The organism is Lysobacter enzymogenes (assembly GCF_023617245.1).
In the GTDB taxonomy this organism is placed as follows: domain Bacteria; phylum Pseudomonadota; class Gammaproteobacteria; order Xanthomonadales; family Xanthomonadaceae; genus Lysobacter; species Lysobacter yananisis.
The window spans coordinates 4951699-4972120 of record NZ_CP067396.1; the positions used below are offsets into that span (position 1 = coordinate 4951699).

Annotated in this window: 15 protein-coding genes, 1 pseudogene and 1 riboswitch; of the genes and pseudogenes, 6 read left to right on the forward strand and 10 right to left on the reverse strand. The window is 68.8% G+C overall.

The window, feature by feature from the left end; translation table 11 throughout:
* Nucleotides 1-196: 196 nt before the first annotated feature.
* The 4 genes and pseudogenes from JHW41_RS20470 to JHW41_RS27580 form a co-directional block, all read left to right on the forward strand.
* Nucleotides 197-2221, forward strand: a pseudogene (locus JHW41_RS20470) (sodium-translocating pyrophosphatase); the annotation flags it as partial.
* Nucleotides 2222-2389: 168 nt separating this feature from the next.
* Nucleotides 2390-2710, forward strand: a complete 321-nt coding sequence (locus JHW41_RS20475; protein ID WP_250451142.1) for an OmpA family protein — start codon at nt 2390-2392, stop codon at nt 2708-2710.
* Between the two features lie 187 nt (nt 2711-2897).
* Nucleotides 2898-3824, forward strand: coding sequence for an alpha/beta hydrolase family protein (locus JHW41_RS20480; protein ID WP_250445980.1), 927 nt, complete (start codon nt 2898-2900; stop codon nt 3822-3824).
* A 66-nt stretch (nt 3825-3890) separates the two neighbouring features.
* On the forward strand, nt 3891-3965 hold the full coding sequence (locus JHW41_RS27580; RefSeq protein ID WP_428995588.1) for a DUF6053 domain-containing protein: 75 nt from the start codon (nt 3891-3893) through the stop codon (nt 3963-3965).
* 105 nt (nt 3966-4070) lie between these two features.
* Here the strand turns inward: JHW41_RS27580 and JHW41_RS20485 are convergent, their stop codons facing one another.
* The 4 genes from JHW41_RS20485 to JHW41_RS20500 form a co-directional block, all read right to left on the reverse strand.
* Nucleotides 4071-4766 (reverse strand): hypothetical protein, encoded by a 696-nt coding sequence (locus JHW41_RS20485; RefSeq protein WP_250445982.1) that lies wholly within the window; start codon nt 4764-4766, stop codon nt 4071-4073.
* Nucleotides 4767-4860: 94 nt separating this feature from the next.
* Nucleotides 4861-6396 (reverse strand): M91 family zinc metallopeptidase, encoded by a 1536-nt coding sequence (locus JHW41_RS20490; protein ID WP_250445991.1) that lies wholly within the window; start codon nt 6394-6396, stop codon nt 4861-4863.
* Nucleotides 6397-6813: 417 nt separating this feature from the next.
* Nucleotides 6814-7341, reverse strand: coding sequence for a discoidin domain-containing protein (locus JHW41_RS20495; protein WP_250446002.1), 528 nt, complete (start codon nt 7339-7341; stop codon nt 6814-6816).
* Nucleotides 7338-8330: a sterol desaturase family protein gene (locus tag JHW41_RS20500; RefSeq protein WP_250446013.1), complete on the reverse strand. Its 993-nt coding sequence runs from the start codon at nt 8328-8330 to the stop codon at nt 7338-7340. Before JHW41_RS20500 ends, JHW41_RS20495 begins: the two co-directional genes overlap by 4 nt.
* Nucleotides 8331-8718: 388 nt before the next feature.
* On the opposite strand from JHW41_RS20500, the gene ppa reads away from it, so the two are divergent.
* Nucleotides 8719-9267: an inorganic diphosphatase gene (gene ppa, locus JHW41_RS20505; RefSeq protein ID WP_057946337.1), complete on the forward strand. Its 549-nt coding sequence runs from the start codon at nt 8719-8721 to the stop codon at nt 9265-9267.
* Nucleotides 9268-9364: 97 nt separating this feature from the next.
* Nucleotides 9365-9517 (forward strand): DUF6053 domain-containing protein, encoded by a 153-nt coding sequence (locus JHW41_RS27585; protein ID WP_428995408.1) that lies wholly within the window; start codon nt 9365-9367, stop codon nt 9515-9517.
* Between the two features lie 29 nt (nt 9518-9546).
* Here the strand turns inward: JHW41_RS27585 and JHW41_RS20510 are convergent, their stop codons facing one another.
* The 6 genes from JHW41_RS20510 to thiC all read right to left on the reverse strand — a co-directional run bounded on the left by JHW41_RS20510 (nt 9547) and on the right by thiC (nt 20198).
* Nucleotides 9547-12483 carry a TonB-dependent receptor plug domain-containing protein gene (locus tag JHW41_RS20510; protein ID WP_057946336.1) on the reverse strand — a complete coding sequence of 979 codons (2937 nt, stop codon included), beginning with the start codon at nt 12481-12483 and terminating at the stop codon, nt 9547-9549.
* A 106-nt stretch (nt 12484-12589) separates the two neighbouring features.
* Nucleotides 12590-13186, reverse strand: coding sequence for a hypothetical protein (locus JHW41_RS20515; protein ID WP_250446016.1), 597 nt, complete (start codon nt 13184-13186; stop codon nt 12590-12592).
* Between the two features lie 454 nt (nt 13187-13640).
* A complete protein-coding gene (locus JHW41_RS20520; protein WP_057946335.1) occupies nt 13641-14564 on the reverse strand; it encodes a helix-turn-helix domain-containing protein in 924 nt (307 codons plus the stop codon).
* A gap of 144 nt (nt 14565-14708) precedes the next feature.
* A complete protein-coding gene (locus JHW41_RS20525; protein ID WP_250446026.1) occupies nt 14709-17063 on the reverse strand; it encodes a winged helix-turn-helix domain-containing protein in 2355 nt (784 codons plus the stop codon).
* Nucleotides 17064-17441: 378 nt separating this feature from the next.
* Nucleotides 17442-18122, reverse strand: a complete 681-nt coding sequence (locus JHW41_RS20530; protein ID WP_057946333.1) for an ion channel — start codon at nt 18120-18122, stop codon at nt 17442-17444.
* A 198-nt stretch (nt 18123-18320) separates the two neighbouring features.
* Nucleotides 18321-20198 (reverse strand): phosphomethylpyrimidine synthase ThiC, encoded by a 1878-nt coding sequence (thiC, locus tag JHW41_RS20535; protein WP_250446029.1) that lies wholly within the window; start codon nt 20196-20198, stop codon nt 18321-18323.
* 109 nt (nt 20199-20307) lie between these two features.
* A riboswitch (TPP riboswitch) is annotated at nt 20308-20416 on the reverse strand.
* Nucleotides 20417-20422 lie beyond the last annotated feature (6 nt).

Here is a 20422-nt window from a genome sequence, read left to right on the forward strand (position 1 = left end):
GGCGCCGTCGCGGCGGTTCCTCCGGCCCATCCCCTATGCGATAGTCGCCGCATGCCGCGTCCGCAACTCGGCATCGCTGCGATGCAACACGCGCCGCGCACAACGCGATCCGCGGAACACCGGTCCACGACCGTACGCGGCACAAGTCGAATCCGTTGTCCCGTGATGTCCACTTTTCCACTTGGGGAGGGGTTTCATGCTGGAGCAGTACGGTTTGATTCTGGCGCTAGGCTGCGCCGTCATCGCGATCCTCTATGGAATCGTGTCCGCGCGCTGGATCAGCGCACAACCCGCCGGCAACGAACGCATGCAGCAGATCGCCGGCGCGATCCAGGAAGGCGCACGCGCCTATCTCAACCGCCAATACACCACCATCGGCATCGCCGGCGCGGTGCTGTTCGTGCTGATCGGACTGTTCCTCAACTGGCCTACCGCGATCGGCTTCCTGCTCGGCGCGGTGCTCTCCGGCGCGGCCGGCTACATCGGCATGAACGTGTCGGTGCGCGCCAACGTGCGCACCGCCGAGGCCGCGCGCAAGGGCATGGGCCCGGCGATGGACGTCGCCTTCCGCGGCGGCGCGATCACCGGCATGTTGGTGGTCGGCCTGGGCCTGCTCGGCGTGGCCGGCTACTGGCTGGCGCTGGCCAAGCTCGGCATCGCCGGCGAGAAGGCGCTGCACGCGCTGGTCGGCCTGGCGTTCGGCTCGTCGCTGATCTCGATCTTCGCGCGCCTGGGCGGCGGCATCTTCACCAAGGGCGCGGACGTCGGCGCCGACCTGGTCGGCAAGGTCGAAGCCGGCATCCCCGAGGACGACCCGCGCAACCCGGCGGTGATCGCCGACAACGTCGGCGACAACGTCGGCGACTGCGCCGGCATGGCCGCCGACCTGTTCGAAACCTACGCGGTCACGGTGATCGCGACGATGCTGCTCGGCGGGCTGATGGCGAGCACGGTCGGCGGCAACGGCGTGCTGTATCCGCTGGTGCTCGGCGGCGTGTCGATCATCGCCTCGATCATCGGCGCGTTCTTCGTCAAGGTGAAGGCCGGCGGCTCGATCATGGGCGCGCTGTACAAGGGCGTGATCGTCTCGGCGGTGCTGGCGGCGATCGCGTTCTATCCGATCACCACCGAGTTGATGCGCGACTCCAGCGTCGGCGCGATGAACCTGTACTGGTGCGCGCTGATCGGCCTAGTCCTGACCGGCGCGATCGTGTGGATCACCGAGTACTACACCGGCACCCAATACAGCCCGGTCAAGCACGTCGCGCAGGCCTCCACCACCGGCCACGGCACCAACATCATCGCCGGCCTCGGCGTGTCGATGAAGTCGACCGCGCTGCCGGTGATCGCGGTGTGCCTGGCGATCTGGGGCGCGCATGCGCTGGGCGGGCTATACGGCATCGCCATCGCCGCGACCTCAATGCTGTCGATGGCCGGCATGATCGTAGCGCTCGACGCTTACGGCCCGATCACCGACAACGCCGGCGGCATCGCCGAGATGGCCGAGCTGCCGTCGGAGATCCGCGACATCACCGATCCGCTCGACGCGGTCGGCAACACCACCAAGGCGGTGACCAAGGGCTACGCCATCGGCTCGGCCGCGCTGGCCGCGCTGGTGCTGTTCGCCGACTACACCCACAACCTGCAGACCGCGCATCCGGGCAAGGTGTTCGCCTTCGACCTGTCCGACCACATGGTCATCATCGGCCTGCTGATCGGCGGCCTGATCCCGTACCTGTTCGGCGCGATGGCGATGGAAGCGGTCGGCCGCGCCGCCGGCGCGGTGGTCGAGGAAGTGCGGCGGCAGTTCCGCGACATCGCCGGGATCATGGAAGGCACCGGCAAGCCGCAGTACGACAAGGCCGTGGACATGCTGACCAAGTCGGCGATCAAGGAAATGATCGTGCCCTCGCTGCTGCCGGTCGCGGTGCCCGTGGTCGTCGGCCTGCTGCTCGGACCGAAAGCGCTGGGCGGTCTGCTGATCGGCACCATCGTCACCGGCATCTTCGTGGCGATCTCGATGACCACCGGCGGCGGCGCCTGGGACAACGCCAAGAAGTACATCGAGGACGGCCACCACGGCGGCAAGGGTTCGGAAGCGCACAAGGCCGCGGTCACCGGCGACACCGTCGGCGATCCGTACAAGGACACCGCCGGCCCGGCGATCAATCCGCTGATCAAGATCATCAACATCGTCGCGCTGTTGCTGGTGCCGTTGTTGCCGGTCGGCGATGCGACCAGCGCGGCGGCCGAGGCCACGCCGCCCGCGGCGATGGCGTCGGCGCACGGCGACAGCGCCGCATCCGGCGGCTCCGAAACCGGCTCCGGATCGAGCCGCACGGCCGACGGCAACGAGGGTGGGGGTGCCGCTGCGGGCGCCGACATGGCCATGGCCGCCACCGATCGCGCCAAGCTGTACTTCGATCTCGGCTCGGCGCAGTTGCCGGCCACCGCCGCGGGCGACCTCGGCGGCGTGCTCTCCGCGCTGCAGGCCAAGGCCGACAGCAAGGCGCGCATCTCCGGCTTCCACGACGAATCCGGCAGCGCCGCGACCAACGCCGAACTGGCCAAGCAGCGCGCGCAGGCGGTCCAGCATTGGTTGCAGGAACAGGGCATCGCGGCCGAGCGCATCGAACTGGACAAGCCCACGGTGACCGAGGGCGGCGGCGACGCCAGGGAAGCGCGGCGGGTCGAGGTCAGCATCGAGTAAGCGCGCGCTGCGAGCCTCGTAGATCCACGAAAACGGCGGCCCTCGCGGCCGCCGTTTTCGTTGCCGGCTTTCATCGCCTGCGCGTGCGCGACGCCCTGCCCCGGTACTGTCCGCGCTCGCGCAGACAGGCGCGACGCCGCGGTTTGCCGCACACTGGCGGCCCGCTCATGTGCAAGGACCGCCGCCGATGCGCCCGCTGCCGCTGTTGTCGCTGTTGCTGTTCGCCGCCCTCGCCGCCTGTTCGCGGCCGCCGCTCGCCGACGCCGGCGACGACCTCGCCGCCGCACGCGCCGCCCACCCCACCCAACTGCGCGAGCGCGTGCGCGACGGCAGCCCGGCGCTCGCGCCGCCGCTGCAGGTGCTGCAACTCGTTCAGTACCGCGCCGAAGGCGGCCAACTGTCGGCCTACCAGACGCCGCGTCCGGACGCCGCCGGCAAGCGCCCGGCGATCGTCTGGATCACCGGCGGCGACAGCAACACCCTCGGCGACGTGTGGAGCGAGCAGCCGCGCGACAACGACCAGACCGCGGCCGCGTTCCGCGACGCCGGCCTGGTGGTCATGTACCCCTCGCTGCGCGGCGGCAACGACAACCCCGGCGTGCGCGAAGGCTTCTACGGCGAAGTGAACGACGTGCTCGCCGCCGCCGATTACCTGGCCAAGCTCGACTACGTCGACCCGCAGCGCATCTATCTCGGCGGCCACAGCACCGGCGGCACCCTGGCGCTGCTGGTCGCGCAGAGCGATGCGCGCTTCCGCGCGGTGTTCGCGTTCGGCCCGGTCGCCGACGTGTCCGGCTATGGCGAGCGCTACGTGCCGGTGGCGCAGGACGACGACAAGGAAATCCGCTTGCGTTCGCCCGGCTACTGGCTGGCCTCGATCCGCAGCCCGGTGTTCGTCTTCGAAGGCGACCACGACGCCAACACCGAGGACCTGGAGGCGATGCGCAAGGCCAGCGCCAACCCGCTCGCGCACTGGTACGTGGTGCCGCGCGCGAACCACTTCAGCGTGCTGGCGCCGACCAACGAACTGATCGCGCGCAAGATCCAGGCCGACACCGGGCCGCGCACCACGATCACGTTCGACGCGGCCGAACTGCAAGGCCTGGTGCGTTGAGGCGGGACGAAAAGCGTCGGGGCTGAAGCTCCTCCCACAAAAGCCGGGGCGGGCCGCGCCGAGCCGGTGGGAGGGCCTTCAGGCCCGATGCCCTTCGCTCAGGTCGCCGCACCGCATCGGAAACAAAAGCATCGGGGCTGAAGCCCCTCCCACAAAAGCCGGGCTACGTCGATCCCGTGGGAGGGCCTTCAGGCCCGACGCTTTTCGCTCAGGCCGCGTCGCTGTATCGGACGCGGGCGTCGAGCCTCAGGCCGCGAACGCGCCCTTGGCCACGTCGAACCAAGGCGTGCACAGCATCTGTTGCGTATCGGCGGCCGAGAACGATGCGCTCCACACTTCGCCGTCTGCGGTCTCAGCCGGCGCATGGAAAAGCGACGCCTCGAACGGCATCACGCCCAGGCACCAGCGCAGGCGCTTGGGCTCGGCCTTGCTCCACAGTTGGATCTCGAACCGGCCGGCCAGGGTCGCGCCCGGCGCCAGCTTCATCGCCAGCGGCGTCGGCGGCGAGGTCGGCGCGGGCACGGACAGCGGCCGCGCCGCGTGCACGAGCTCCACGTCGCCGTCGCGTTCGACCAGCGCCGGCGATGCGACCGCGCCGAGCGTCTGCCGTCCGATCCGTGCCCGGTGGCGGTCGCCGCGGTCGAATACCGCCAGCGGCGCATCGCCGGTGTTGCGCAGGCGATAGCTCACGCGCAACCCGCGCTGTCCCGGGTCGTAGGCGAACTCGGCGTGCAGGGTCGCGCCCTGTCCCTGGATATCGGCGGCGGTGACGGGCATGGCGGCGTGCGCGGCGGTGGCGGAGAGCAGGCCGCAAAGCGCCAGGATGGCGGCGCGAGGGCGGCGCGGGAGCGGCGGCGGTTGCGTACTCATCGGTTCGATTCGCTGCCTGTAGCGGCTGTCGTGCTGGCGCGGGAAGCATCGTAGCGGCTGGGCGGAAAACATCGGGGCTGAAGCCCCTCCCACGATGCGAGCGCCGGCCGCGATCGATACGAAGGCCGCCGGCGATGGATGCGGGCGGCCTTCGTCCCCGAACCGGTCACAGGCTGTAGTTCGGCCGGTCCGGCAGGCCCAGTTCGGCGCGCATCCCGTTCTCGGTGAGGTGGTCGGGGTTGGCCGTGGTCTTGGGCGTGGCCGGGTCGCCGTCGAAGTCGTAGGCCGGCGCGCTGGTTTCCAGGCCCACCGCCTGGCGCTCGGCGTTGGGCACGCGGCCGCTGTCCGGACCGCTGCCGACGTAGGTGCCGGGCTGGAAAGTGCCGGTGACGCCGTTATAGGCGTGCGACATCTCGTGGTAGAGCACGCCCACCGGCGCCGGGAACGCGTCCATGTGGAACGAGGGGTTGTAGCTGATCTGCACGTCGCCGCCCTTGCCCGGACGGCCGTTGACGATGTCGGCGTCGTTGCTGAAGGTCTGGGCGTAGCCGTTCTCTTCGTTGGCCAGTTCCTTGATGGTGACCGTGTTGCCGCGCGCGGCGGCCTTGTCGAACTCGGCGAGCATGCGCTGGCCGTTGGGCGAGGCGCGCAGGAATTCGATTTCGGCGCCGACGCGCTGCTTGAACGCGTCGGAGCCTTCGATGGTCACGCCCTTGGCCGCGCCGATCTCGACGTTGACTACGGTGTTGCGCGCGCCGCTGGCGGCGTTGATCAGGTCGACCGCGCGCTGGGCGTAGACGGTGTCGTTGCCGGACTGGTTGTCGACGCTGTCGCGGCCGTCGCCGGTGTAGACCGCGTCGTCGCCTTCGCCGCCGCGCAGCAGGTCGTCGCCGAGCCCGCCGGAAAGCATGTCGTGGCCGCCGCCGCCGTCGAGTTCGTCGTTGCCGCTGCCGCCTTCGAGGAAGTCGGTGCCGGCGCCGCCGAGCAGGCGGTCGGCGCCGTCGCCGCCGTAGACCACGTCGTCGCCGGCGCCGGCGTCGATGACGTCGTCGCCGCTGTTGCCGAACACGTCGTCGCGGCCGTCGCCGGTGCCGATGCGGTCGTTGCCCAGGCCGCCGTCGACGCGGTCGTTGCCGGCGCCGGTCGTCACCGTATCGTCTCCGGCGCCGGCATCGACCACGATATTGACCTTGACGTTCGGCGCGACGGTGATGGTGTCGTCGCCGTCGCCGCTGCGGATCGTCAGCTCCTGGTTCTCGGTCAGGCGCAGCGCGTAGTTTTCGCCGTTGACGCCGACGTCGAGGGTGCCGTCGTCGCGCTGGGTGACGTTGACCTTGTCGTTCTTGGCGCCGGTGGTCAGCACGATCTGGTCGGCGCTGACGTACTGGCGGCCGCCGCCGGCGTCGGCCAGGGTACGCTCGCGCGCGATCGAGACCTCGGCGCCGTCGTGCAGCGGGTCGACCTGCACCGGCTTGCCGTCGGGCGTGCTGGATTGGGTGCGCTGCTGCGGATTGGTCGCGCTGCCGTCGATCTCGACCGTGCCGTCGGCGGCCAGGCGCGCGGTCGGTTCGATCGTCGCGGTCTGCAGCAGCGTCAGCGGCTCGGGCGTCACCTGCCGGTTCGGGTCGGAGGCGGCCGGGTTGTCCCAGTAGGCATCGGCCTGCGGCGGCGCGGGGCGGGTGGCGTCGAGCTGTACGGACATGGCGGACCTGCGCGGTAGGAGTACGAGGCTTCCTAGATACGCACAGGTATGGCTGCGTCCAAGCTAGCGCCGACCCCAGCTAGGGTCGGCCCCAGGCCGGGCGGCATCGCGGTGGGAGGGGCTTCAGCCCCGATGCTTTCGGCTCAGGTCGCCTCGGGCTTCATCGCGACGGAAAGGAAAGCATCGGGCCTGAAGGCCCTCCCACAAGAGCCCATGTGGGAGGGGCTTCAGCCCCGACGCTTTCGGCTCAGGTCGCCTGGGGCTTCATCGCGACGGAAAGGAAAGCATCGGGCCTGATGGCCCTCCCACGGAGCCCATGTGGGAGGGGCTTCAGCCCCGACGCTTTCGGCTCAGGTCGCCTGGGGCTTCATCGCCGCGGAAAGAAAAGCATCGGGCCTGAAGGTCTTCCCACAACGCTCAGCGCACTTCCAGCTCGTAGATCCGCGTCGCCGGATCGGCCGGGTCCTGCGCCGGTTCGCTCACCTCCAGCCGCACGTAGCGCGCCCAGGTCGGCGCGATCGCGTGGCGGCGCACGGATTGGCGGTTATCGCGCACCCGCACCACGGGTTGCCAGCGCTCGCCGTCCTCGGACAGCGACAGCGCATAGGCGCGGGTGTTCATCGCCGCCCGTTCGCCGCCGGCGCCGGCATGCTTGAGCACGAACTCGCGCACCCGCCGGCGCTGTTGCAGGTCGACCTGCAGCCATGCCGGCCGCTGCAGCGTGCAGTACTTGTGCTCGGTCTTGCTGCTGAGCCGGCCGTCGAAGGCTTTGCCCGCTTCTTCGCCGGGCTTGCAGATCGGCGAAGCGGTGGCCGGACGATTCAGCGCGTAGTTCTCGCCGCGGCTGCCACCGTCGCCGGCTGCGCCCGGCCGCGGCCAGGCGACCGCCAGCGCCGCGCACGCCACCACGATCGCGCGGGCGATCGCCAGGTTCGCGTCGTTCATGCCGCCTCCTGCCGCTGCAGCCATTCGCGCTTGCTCTGCAGCGCGGTCTTGTAGCGCCCGTCGTGGCTCCAGCCCGGCGGCATCAGCAGGTAGCGCAGCTTGTTGCGCAGCCCCGGCGCGGCGGCGACGTCGCGCGCCAGCGCGTGGAACTCGCCGAGATACGCATCGAGGAAACTGCCGGGCTTCATCGGCCGGGTGATGCCGTACTCGATGCGGATGTCCTCGCGCTGCGCCTGATAGGTGCCGAAGACGCGGTCCCAGACATTGAGCAGATTGCAGAAGTTGGTGTCCATGTACAGCGGATTGCGCGCGTGGTGCACGCGGTGATGGGCGGGCGTGAGGATCCAGCGGTGCAGCCGCCCGAGCCGCCCGTCCTTGAGCGCGTGCTCGCCCAGATGGATGAACTGTCCCCACAACCCGTCGATGAACATGATCAGCAGCAACAGCGGCGGGCTGACCCCGGCGAGGATGCAGATCATGGTGCGCACGATGTCGGCGTACGGCGCTTCCAGGAACAGGTGGGCGTAGTTGACCGACAGGTTCATCGCGGTCGGCGCGTGGTGGGTCGAGTGCAGGCACCACAGCAGCCGCACCTTGTGCGCGAGGTAGTGGTAGACGAAATGGGCGAACTCCCAGACCACGTAGCCGTACAGCAGCCCCCACCCGCTCAGCTCGACCTGGAACAGCGCCAACGGCTGGAACAACGCGATGCACGCCGCGATCATGCCGAAGCTCAGCACCGCGCCGATCAGCCGGTTGGCGACCAGGGTGATGAACGGGATCTTGTAGTCCTCGAGCCGGAACTTCCGCCGCGCCAGCGTGCGCAACAGTTCGTACACCAGCAGGACCGGGATCACCGGGTACAGCAGCGCCTTGGCCCCGTCGGCGCTGAGCAGGGCGCGGTAGCCGTCGGCGGCCAGCAGCTCCAGCAAGGCCCCCAGGCCGAAGAAGCCGACCAGTTCGTGCAGCGCCTGCGATCCCCAGTCCATCGCGCTCCCCCGGCTTCGAGCGGGTGTTTAGATCGATCTATATCGGTATAGCCAGGGGCCGGGCCGGTCTCAAGCGCGGGCTGGAAAATGCACGCGCAGGGCATTGGACGGGCACTTGGCGGGTTTTGGACGCGGCGCGCGGCGCCGCCGGCCCGGGCCGGCGCCGGGCGCCGCTGGCGCATCGATCGACGCCGAAGCCGGCCGCTTCGCCGCCGTTCGACGATTACGCCGGCGCCGCCCGACCTCGGGCCCGCCCCAGGGGCCGGGCGCCGCGCGTGCTGCATCGCAGCAGCCGGACGCGTAAAATAGGCCCCCTTTCCGGCCCGTTCCCCTGCGGGCCCCATTCCATCCGGCCCGCGCGACGCGGGCCCCAGCAGTCGGAGCACACATGGGTCTGGACCACGTCCCCACCGGCAAGAACCCGCCGCACGAGATCAACGTCATCATCGAAATCCCGAAGGATGCCGAGCCGGTCAAGTACGAGGTCGACAAGGCCTCCGGCGCGATCTTCGTCGACCGCATCCTCTCGACCCCGATGCGCTACCCCTGCAACTACGGCTACGTCCCGCACACCGTCTGCGGCGACGGCGACCCCGCCGACGTGCTGGTGGTGCTGCCGCTGCCGCTGATCCCCGGCTCGGTGATCCGCTGCCGCCCGGTCGGCGTGCTGCGCATGAGCGACGAAGCCGGCAGCGACGAGAAGCTGCTGGCGGTGCCGGTCGACAAGGTCTTCGCCGGCTACTCGCACATCCACGACATCGACCAGGTCAGCCCGCACTGGCTCGAGCGCATCGGCCACTTCTTCGAGCACTACAAGGACCTGGAGAAGGGCAAGTGGGTCAAGCTCGACGGCTGGGGCAACGCCGAGGAAGCCAAGAAGATCCTGGTCGAGGCGATCGAGCGCTACGCGGCCGAGGACGACAAGCCGAAGTTCTGAGCGCGCGACGCCACGCACGCGCGAAAAGGGCCGCCTCCGGGCGGCCTTTTTCGTTGCCTCGCGGCCGCGTCGTTCGCATCGCCCGCGCCGGGCTTTTGTGGGAGGGGCTTCAGCCCCGACGCTGTTCTTTCAGGCCGCGGCGACCGGATGCGAAAGCGTCGGGGCTCAAGCCCCTCCCACAAAAGCTTGGCGCGAGTTCGTCGCACGATCCGCCAACGCAAAAAAACTACGGCCCCTTTCGGGGCCGTAGTCGTGTCGCAAGTACCGCTCAGGCTTGCATCAGAAGCGCTGGGTGTACTTCATGTACACGAAGCGGCCGATGTCGAAGCTGCCGTTGTAGACGAAGCTGCTGTTCGGCTGGCTGTACATGGTCTGGCCGATGTGGTCGAACACGTTGTTCGCGCCCAGCGCCACGGTGGCGTTCCACGGAGTGTTGTAGCGGACCTGCACGTCGTGGAAGGTGTTGGCGCCCACTTCGCGGACCGGCACGATGCCGCGGTACGAGGACTGGTAGTTCGGCTTGTTGCACTCCGGACCGCCGTCGAGATCGTACGCGCACTCTTCCTTCAGGCCGCCGTAGTAACGGATGCCCCAGCTCGCGCCGAAGTCGCCGCGGCTCCAGTCGGCGTTGAAGTTCGAACGCACGCGGAAGTTGCTCGCGCCGTCGGCCACCCAGCTGGTGCGCTGCTCGACCGGGGTATTGGCTTCGCCGTCGCGCTTGTACTCGGAGTAGTCGACGTAGGTCGTCTTCCAGGTGAAGGCGAAGTTGCCGTACGCGGTGTCGGCCAGGCGGTAGGAGATGCCCAGGTCGTAGCCCGCGGTCTCCTGGTAGCCGGCGTTGATCAGCGTGCGGGTCACGTCGACGACCTGGCCCTGGTTCAGCGGATCGGTGTCGCGGACGAAGCGGTCGCAGGCCGAGTCGATGCCGAGCACGTAGCAGTTGTTCAGGATCGAGGTGACGGTCTCGGACGCGATCACGTTCTCGATCTTGATCTTCCACCAATCCAGGCTGATGTCGAAGCCGCTGAACCAGCTCGGGCTGTAGACGAAGCCGATGTTGGTCGACTTGGAGGTCTCGGGCTTCAACAGCGGGTTGGAACCGGACAGGAACGCGCTGTCGGACTGGGCATTCGGGCCGGTGGCCGGATTGCCGCCCGCGGCGGCCTGGCGGAAGTTCGCCGGGACCACGCCCGCGCAACGCTGCGCGACCTGGCCGTTGCGCACGGCCGCGCCGAACAGGGTGTCGCACGGATCGGTGTAGTTGTCGAAACTCTCGCCGACGCCGCCGTACAGATCGTTCACGGTCGGGGCGCGGAAGCCCGTCGCGTAGGTGCCGCGGACCAGCAGGTCGTCGATCGGCTTCCACTTCAGGCTGAACTTGCCGTTGGTGGTGTCGCCGAAGGTGTCGTAGTCGGAGTAGCGGCCGGCGATGTTGAACGACAGCTCCTTCGCGAAGGCCACATCCGACAGCACCGGCACGGCCAGTTCGACGTAGAACTCGTCGAGCGAGTAGCCGCCGTGGGTGGAGCTGCCGGCCAGATCCGAGCTCAGGCCCGACTGCAGCAGGGCGTCCGGCTCGTAGTTGGCGGTTTCCTTGCGGTGCTCGTAACCCGCGGCCAGGCCGAGGTCGCCCGCCGGCAGCGTGGCGAGCACGCCGCTGAGGTTGAGGCTGTAGACCTGGGTCTTGTTGGTGTAGCTGTCGTGGGTCGGCAGGAACAGGTACTTCTGCAGTTCCGGATTGCTCAGCGCGCCCGGACCGTTGGAGTCCGGACCCAGCAGCGGGTTCCACGCCAGGCAGCCGGCGATCGGCGCATCCGGAGTGCCGCAGCGGGCGACGCCGCCGGCGTCGACGAACGACGGGCCCAGGGCCTTCTCGACGTTCGGCAGGAACAGGTTGCCGGTGCCGGTCTTGCTGCCCTTGTTCTGGTTGTAGAGGTAGCTCGCGTCCCAGTCCCAGGTCTTGCCGGCCAGTTCGAAGGAACCTTCCAGGCCGCCGCTGAAGCGATAGGTGCTCAGCTCGGACTTGGTCTGGCGCGGCATTTCCCAGGTGCGGCGGATGACGTTGGCGTCGTAGCCCAGCGGGTTGAACGCGCTGCTGCCCTTCAGGCTCAGGTCGCCGTCGTAGCGGCCGAAGCCGACCGAGCGGAACGGATAGCCGGCGATCTGCTGGGTGGCTTCGCGATCCGTGTAGAGGATGTCGGCCTTGGCGCGCAGGTTGTCGGTGATGTCGAACTCGGCGTTGGCGAACACCGAACGACGCTCCAGGCCGGTCGAGAGATACATCTGCTCGTTCGGATTGGACAGGTCGTTGATGTCGGTCTCGTGGAAGTTGCCCAGCGAGCCGGTGCTCGTGCTGCCGCGGTTGGCGGTGTACGAGATGTCGTCCTTCGGATTCAGCGGGGTCTGGCGGTTGTCGATCAACGCGCCCCACTGGGTGATGCCGTTCCAGCCGTTGTCGTCGCCGGCGACCGGCGAGGGATGGCCGCGGCCGTTCGGGTAGCGGGTGAAGGAACGATCCTTGGCCATGACCGGATCTTCCTTGCTGTACTCGGCGCCCAAGGTCACCGAACCGCGCTCACCGGTCTGGCCGATGACGAAGTTGTAGGTTTCCTTGTTGCCGTCGCCCTGGCCGTACTGGCCGAGGTAGGCGCTGCCTTCCAGGCCGTCGAAGCGCTTGCGGGTGATGATGTTGACCACGCCGGCGATCGCGTCGGAGCCGTACAGCGCCGAGGCGCCGTCGGTCAGCACTTCGATGCGCTCGATGATCGAGGTCGGGATCGAAGCCAGGTCGGAATAGCCGCTGGAGCTGATGCCCATGCGCTTGCCGTCGATCAGCACCAGGGTGCGTTCCGGACCGAGGTTGCGCAGGTCGACGTACTGGCCGCCCACGTTCTCGCCCGAGGCGAGCGCGTCGGCGCGCGAGATCGCCGGCGAACCGGTGGCGGTGATGTTCTGGACGATGTCGGCGACGGAAGTGAAACCCTGCTTCTGGATTTCGGCGCGCGACATGGTGACGACCGGCTGCGACGTCTCCAGGTTGGCTTGGCGGATGCGCGAACCGGTCACCTCGATGCGATCGAGAGTGGTGGGGGTCTTGGAGGCATCGGCTTCCTGAGCGCCGGCGATCGCCGGGACCAGTGCCGACACAAGCGCCGCGGCGATGGCGGACGGCAGAACGCCGTACCGCGCCGTGGGGCGCAGACTACGATGGTTCATCTATCTCTCTCCAGTAATCTCGTTATGGGCGTGTTAAAACGCCTTGCAAAAGTACGTTCGAAGTCTCCGCACTGCTTTGCGGGTGCCAACGGGAGACTTTGCGAAGTCAGGCGTGGAAGCCACTGTCATCGCATTCGAGAAAACGCGACGCACGCATGAAACGTGATGAATTCCCGGTGTTTTTGACCGTTCGCGGCGCATCGCCGCGATCGACGCGTGCGTAGCGGCGCGGCTTGCCGCGCATTGGCGAATCGCTTGCCGAATCCGTCGCGAATCTTTGCATCGCGTCTTTGCGCTGCGTGTCCGCTCGCGGAGAAGCCGCTGATTGTTGGTCGGCGCGCGCATACGCATGCGCTGCGATCCGTATCGACATCGATGCGCGCACGACGCGAGCGCGTCGCGTCGATGCAATCGCGACGCAGTGGATTCGAGCGATTTTCTCGGCATTTGCGCCGTTTGCGCGCATCGCGCTCGACGCGCGCGGATGCGAGTTCGCGCGTTCGAGCTGAACGAATCGTTCAGTCGGCGAGAAATCAGGGAGGGATCGAGATACGCGTGGCGATCGCATTCTTGCGATGCGGACACCAACGTCGATGCGACGCAACGAACGCAACGCAACGCAACGCAACGCAACGCAACGAATGCTCAGCGCATCCGCGCTGCGACGCTGAACGATTCGTTCATGCCCGCGCTGCTCTTGCATACGCACGCACGCATGCAAGCACGAACGCACCGCGAGCCCGCATTCGCGCACAAACGACGCGCGATGCAAACCGCCGCGCCGACGCAGCGTGTCGATCGATAAGTAAGGAGAGAGAAGAAACGACCCGCAAGGCGCGAAGGCGCGAGCGCGCCGGCCCGATGCCGCCGCCGAGGTCCGGCTGCGCGCGGTGCGCGCAGTCGAAACCTCGGGGCGTTGCTGCGGTGTCGCTGAAGTCCGGCCTACGGGGGGAGGCGGCTGGCGGTATCGGCTTGGCGGCGGCGCCGGATTCGCATCGGGCGGGCCGTGACACGGCGGATACAGCGGGCTCGGAGGACTGCGTTTGCTGCGTTTGTTGCGAACTGTCGCTTCGGATCGTGTTGCCCGGCCAGGTTTCGGCCGTTTCGGAACGCGCTTCGGTGTTTCGTAACGCTTTCGTCGCCTGCGCCGGCCGGCGTCAGCTCGCCATCGCCAGCTTGCGCAACGGCACCGCCGAGACCACCGCCGCACGCGCGGCTTCGGCCTTGGCGGCCGCGGCGGCGCTGCGGTAACGCGTGGCCGAGGTGCCGAAACGGGCGCGGAAGGCGCGGGCGAAGCTGCAGCAGTTGTCGAAGCCGCTGGCGGCGGCGACCTCGCCGATCATCATCGAGGTGTTCTTCAACAAGTCCGCGGCATGTTCCAGGCGCATGCGCGCGGAGGCGGCCTGGGGGCTCTCCTCGTACAGACTGTGGAAGGTCTTGGAGAAGTACCAGCTCGAGAAGCTGGTCAGCTCGGCCAGTTCGCTGATGCGCACGACCCGGTCGCAGTTGCCTTCCAGGTACAGGCGGGCGCGCTGGAGGCGGCCGAAGACCTGGCGCTTGCGGCTGCGCGAACGGCCCGGGCAACGCTGGATGCGCGCGGTCAGCTCGCGCTGGACGCCGGCCAGGTGCAGCAGGATCGGACGCAGGGCGTTCAGATCGAAGCCGGTGTCGGCCTCGCCGTTGCGGGCATGGGCCTGGCGCCACAGGCGCAGGGCGATGCGCGCGTCGTGCCGGTTCATGCGGCCGCGGCCGGCGTACAGGGTGCTGTCGGCCAGGCGGGCCATCGCCTTGATCGCGTCCGGGGTCAGGTTCAGGCCGATGCAGACGCCGTAACGGTCGGCCTGCAGCACCGGCTTGGAGTCGCGCTCGAACGCGATCCAGTCGCCGCGCTTGAGGCGGAACTTGCCCTCTTTGGCTTCGACCCACGAGCTGCCGCGCAGCTGGACCCATATCGAGAAGTGAGTCCCGGACAACTGGGCGCTGCCCAGTCGCGAGACACCGACGCAACTTGCCTGAGCGGAGTGATCCTGCGCGTCCAGCTGCAGCAGCTGTCCGCGATCCGCCCACAATGCTTGCTCCATTGGTCCACCTCATTTGCGGGGAATGAGGTTTTTATTTGCGCGAGCAACGAACCCCGGCGCAGGAAATTTGACGGAGAGTTAGGCGAATTCGGAACGATGTCACATCCGACGAACTTCCGAAAGGTCTTTTCCCAACCAGATCAATCAGTTGAGCCAGCCGGGAACGAAGGTCTTCGGTTCCTCGGGCAGGTCCATGTAACCGATATCCGCGCCGTCCCACTTGGCCAGGGCCAGATAGACGGTGTCGCCGCGCGGGCTCAGGCTGAATCCATTGATCGCCGAGCGCCGGCTTTGGTCCAGGCACAGCACCGAGGGCGGCAGTTCCGGGGTGGCCATCCGCCGCATCAGCGACAGGCAGGTCGGCTGCTGGTCCATGTAGCGCAGCTCGCCGGTGGCGACCGCGACGTCCCACAGCCGGTAGCGGTCGGCGACCGGTTCGCTGTCGTCGATCTGGCGGATGCTGGCCGCGGCCAGGCCCAGGTCGGCCTGCCACAGCCCGGACTGGGTCTGGCGGGCAAACAGCAGGCGGTTGTGGGCCGGGTCGGCCTTGGCTTCGACCACGTCGTCGATCGCCGCCAGCAGCTTCCACGGCGAGCGGCTGCGGTCGAACAGGTGCAGGCGCAGGCGGCCGTCGCCGGCGCCGGCCAGCACCAGCATCCGGTTCGGATCGGGCAGTTGCATGGCCTGGATCGGCTCGTCCACCGGCGCCGGCAGGCGGGTGACCCGGCCGCTCGCGGGGATCACCTCGAAGATCACGTTGCGCCCGTCCGCGTCCGGCCCGACCACGCTGACCCGGCCGCTGTCGGCCGACCACGAGGCGCCGTAGCGGGTGCCCGGGGTCACCCCCGGCAGCATGCGCAGCGAATCGGGCTGGTCCAGGTCGGCCCACCACAGGTGGTTGCTGCCGGAGCGGTCGGAGAAGAACACGATCTGGCGCCCGTCCGGGGCCACCGCCGGCAGCATGTCGCGCGCCGAGGACGGGAACAGCGGGTCGACCACGTGCACCGCGCCCTTGGAGGTGTCGCCCAGCACCACCCGGAACAGGCCGAAGTACGGCTTGCGCTGGACGAAGGCCGCGGCCGGGCGCGAGGCCGCCACCGCCGGGAACTGCGCCGACTCGATGCCCAAGTCGCGGGCCTGGCCGGTTTCCAGGTCCAGCCGATACAGGCGGGTGTCGCCGTCGATCATGCGTCCGAACAGGATGCTGCGGCTGTCCGGCAGCCAGTCCCAGCCGCGCACGTCGGCGCTGAGCTGGCTCAGGCGCTCGGCCGTGCCGCCCTCGGCCGGCAGGCGCCAGAAGTCGCCCTGGGGGTTGTTGCGCAGGAACACGATCCAGCGCCCGTCGGGCGAGAACCGCGGCGACAGGTCGAGGTTGCCGGCGCCGGTGCGGTACGGCACCGCGCGCCATTCGCCGCTGGCCAGGTCGAGCACGCGCATCCCGACGATGCCCTGGGCGGTCTGCATGCTGCCGAAGATCAGGCCGCGGCCGTCCGGGGTCCATTCGAAGGTCGGCGGGTTGCGCGGGTCGCAATCGCCGATCTCGCGCTCGGCGCCGCCGTTGGCCGCGATCAGCAGGACCTTGCACGCGCGCGCCGGGTCGACCCGCAGGAACGCGATCGAGCGTCCGTCCGGCGACCACGCCGGGGCGCTGTCCTCGGCCAGCCCGCTGGGCCGGGTCAGCTGGCGCGGCGGGGTCTGGTCGGTGGTCTGGACCAGGATCGCGGTACCGCGCTGGCCGTCGGGAATGGCGACATAGGCGACCAGGGCCGCGTCCGGCGACAGGGTCGGCTGGACTTCGAAGCCCGGCATCGAGGTGATCAGCCGGTACGGGCGCGCGGCATTGGCGACCCGGGCCGGGTCGAGCGCGGCCGGCACCGCGCCGGGCGCGTGCGCCTGCCGGGCCAGCGACCACCACACCAGCAGCACGACCAGGGCCAGCACCACCGCCACCGTGGCGACCAGCGAGCGCCAGGTGCCGCGCGGACGCGGCTGGTTCGGCAGCGGGACCGGTTCGATCCGCTCGGCGCGCGCGGCGGCGGGCGTGGCCACCGCGGCCGCAGCGCCGTCGGCACCCGCCGTCGCGACGCTCGCGCCCTCGCCCGCCGGCTCGGCCTCGCCGGCCGCGGCCGCCTGCTCCGGCACCAGCCAGCGCACCTTGGCCAGCAGCCGGTAACCGTTCTTGGCGATGGTCTCGATGTAGCGCGGGTTGCCGCGGTCCTCATCGAAGGCCTTGCGCAGCTGGGTCACCGCCTGGGTGACCACGTCGTCGGTCGGCAGGGTGTCGGGCCAGACCTCGGCCAGCAGCGCGTCGCGGCTGACCACCCGGTCGGCGTGATCGACCAGCACCAGCAGCACGCCCATCGCCTTGGGCGTGATCCGGCGCGGCCGACGCGCCCCCGGCGCGCGGATCTCGCGCAAGGGGATGTCGACCACGCAATCGCCTACCCGCAGGTGCTCGGCGGGCAAGGACGGCGTGGATGGCTCGTGGGTTCGCGGCATGAATCCTGCTGATGGTGCGCACTTGCCCGCGGTGGGTCATGTGCCTGAACGCCTAGGCACAAGACCGACCAACCGACATATCCGGCATGGCGCGGTGGCGCGATCGGAAAGGCGCGCCGACACTGCTTGTTCTAGCCGCCTATTCTAGCCCCCGCCAAGCCGCGCCGCCCCGGTCCGCAACGTCGCAGGGGCGGCTTTGGGGCCGGAAACGCCGAAACGTATCGTTCCAAAACGCGCGCGCCGGCACGTGTTCATGTGTAACGCACCGCAGCTACACCGATTACGTCATCACGCTGCGAATCGCGTGCCTTTGTGACAGCGTTTCGCCCCCGTTCAGGCGTTCAGCTCCGCGGCGCCCGTCAGGCGCACGATCCGCGCCTACGGCCGCGGCTGCCGCAGCATGGTCAGCCCGATCAGCCGCGACACCACCGCCGCGATGTAGCCGACCCCGGCGAACTGCTCGAACATGGTCAGCACGCGCGCCGCCGGCGACATCGGCAGGATGTCGCCGAGGCCGACCGCGGAAAGGTTGGTGAAGCTCAGGAACAGCAGTTCCAGCCAGGTGCGCGGCTCGCCCGGCCGCTGCGCGCCGACGAAGCTGTCCGGATACCACGCCTGGCAGACCAGAAAGGCGTAAGCGAAGCCCCAGGCCAAGAGAGTGAACGTGGCCCCGGCCGCGAACAGCTCGTCGGCGGTGACCTTGTGGTCGCTCATCATGTAAGCGATCAACGCGCCCGCCGCATAGAAATACAGCGCCGCCTCCAGCGCCGAGGACAGCACCAGCAACCCGGGGCTGGCGAACAGCACCGACAGCACCGACAGCGCGAACGCGGGGATCGCGATGATCCATGCGATCCACTTGATCGCCGGACTGCGGTTGACCACCCACACCGCCAGCGCCAACACCAGCACCCCGAACGCGCCGAACACCACCCGCCCGCCGCCGGCGGGTTCGAACAGCGGATACACCGCCAGGCTCAGCAACTGCGCCGCCAGCAGGAACGCCGAGGGGTGGCGGCGGGCGAGAGCGCGCCATTTGAGGGAGGCGTAGCTGGGCATGGGGCTAGGGCGAGGAGTGAGCGGAGAGGAGTGAGGAACGAGAAGAAGCAGGCGACAGCATGCCCTGCTTTTGCTCGTTCCTCACGCCCCATCCGCTGCTCCCACGACCCGGCGCGCTCGGCGAAGACGAGCGATGAGCCGCAAGCAGCGAGGAGCCCCGCTTTCGCTCACTCCTCCCCGCTCACTCCTGCCGCGCCGTCAGGCGCGGTGGTAGACCTCCGCCCCCTGCGCGCGGAACTCCGCCGACTTCTCGGCCATGCCCTCGTTCACCGCCGCGCTCTCGTCCAGGCCGTGCTCCTTGGCGTAGTCGCGCACGTCCTGGGTGATCTTCATCGAGCAGAAGTGCGGGCCGCACATCGAGCAGAAGTGGGCGACCTTGTGCGCCTGCTTGGGCAGGGTCTCGTCGTGGTACTCGCGTGCGCGCTCCGGGTCGAGGCCGAGGTTGAACTGGTCCTCCCAGCGGAACTCGAAACGCGCCTTGCTCATCGCGTTGTCGCGCGCCTGCGCGCCCGGGTGGCCCTTGGCCAGGTCGGCCGCGTGCGCGGCGATCTTGTACGCCATCAGCCCTTCGCGCACGTCGTGCTTGTTGGGCAGGCCCAGGTGCTCCTTCGGCGTCACGTAGCACAGCATCGCGGTGCCGTACCAACCGATCATCGCCGCGCCGATCGCCGAGGTGATGTGGTCGTAGCCCGGCGCGATGTCGGTGGTCAGCGGGCCGAGGGTGTAGAACGGCGCTTCGCCGCACACCTCCAGCTGCTTGTCCATGTTTTCCTTGATGAGCTGCATCGGCACGTGGCCGGGGCCCTCGATCATCGTCTGCACGTCGTGCTTCCAGGCGATCTGGGTCAGCTCGCCGAGCGTTTCCAGCTCGCCGAACTGGGCCGCGTCGTTGGCGTCGGCGATCGAGCCCGGACGCAGGCCGTCGCCGAGCGAGAAGGCCACGTCGTAGGCCTTCATGATTTCGCAGATGTCTTCGAAATGGGTGTAGAGGAAGTTTTCCTTGTGGTGCGCCAGGCACCACTTGGCCAGGATCGAGCCGCCGCGCGAAACGATGCCGGTGACGCGGCGTGCGGTCAGCGGCACGTAACGCAGCAACACGCCGGCGTGGATGGTGAAGTAGTCGACGCCCTGCTCGGCCTGTTCGATCAGGGTGTCGCGGAAGATCTCCCAGTTGAGCTCCTCGGCGCGGCCGTCGACCTTCTCCAGCGCCTGATAGATCGGCACCGTGCCGATCGGCACCGGCGAATTGCGGATGATCCACTCGCGGGTTTCGTGGATGTGCTTGCCGGTGGACAGGTCCATGACCGTGTCCGCGCCCCAGCGCATCGACCACACCAGCTTCTCCACTTCCTCGGCGATGCCCGACGACACCGCCGAATTGCCGATGTTCGCGTTGACCTTGGTCAGGAAGTTGCGGCCGATGATCATCGGCTCGCTTTCGGGATGGTTGATGTTGTTGGGGATGATCGCGCGGCCGCGCGCGACTTCGTCGCGCACGAACTCGGGGGTGATGATCTTCTGGATGTCGGCGCCGAAGCTCTGGCCCGGATGCTGGCGCAGCAGGTGCGCCTCGCGGATCGACTCCAGCCGCTGGTTCTCGCGGATGGCGATGTATTCCATCTCCGGCGTGACGATGCCGCGGCGCGCGTAGTGCATCTGGGTGACGTTGGCGCCGGCGATCGCGCGGCGCGGCAGCGGACGGTTGCCGAAGCGCACGTGGGCGAGCTTGGGGTCGTGCTCGCGCTGGCGGCCGAATTCCGAGGACAGGCCCTTGAGCAGTTCGGTGTCGCCGCGCTCGGCGATCCAGTTCGCGCGCAGCGGCGCCAGGCCGGCGGCCAGGTCGATGTTCGCGTCCGGGTCGGTGTAGGCGCCGGAGGTGTCGTACACCGCCAGCGGCGCGTTGTCCTCGCCGCCGAAGATGGTCGGCGTGCGATCCAGCGCGATCTCGCGCATCGGCACGTTCAGGTCCGGGCGCGAGCCTTGCACATGGATCTTGCGCGAGCCGGGGATCGGGCGGGTGACGTCGGCCGACAACTTCTCGGCTTGCTGGATCAGCTCGGAGGGAACCGCGTTCATGGAAATTCGTCCGCTTTGGAGGGGCTTGTGAGGAAAAGCCGGCCGCACACCTGACGGTGCGGCGCTGCGAGCCGGAAGGCTCGCGCAAAGCGGGCGCGCGGACGCAGCGATCGCGTCCTGCGAAGCTTCCCTACGGCGGTCTCAACCGCATCAGGTTCGAAGGGACTGTCTCAACCGCGCGACCGTGCCGGCCCGCCGCGGTACCCCCGCTTCAAGTGCGCATT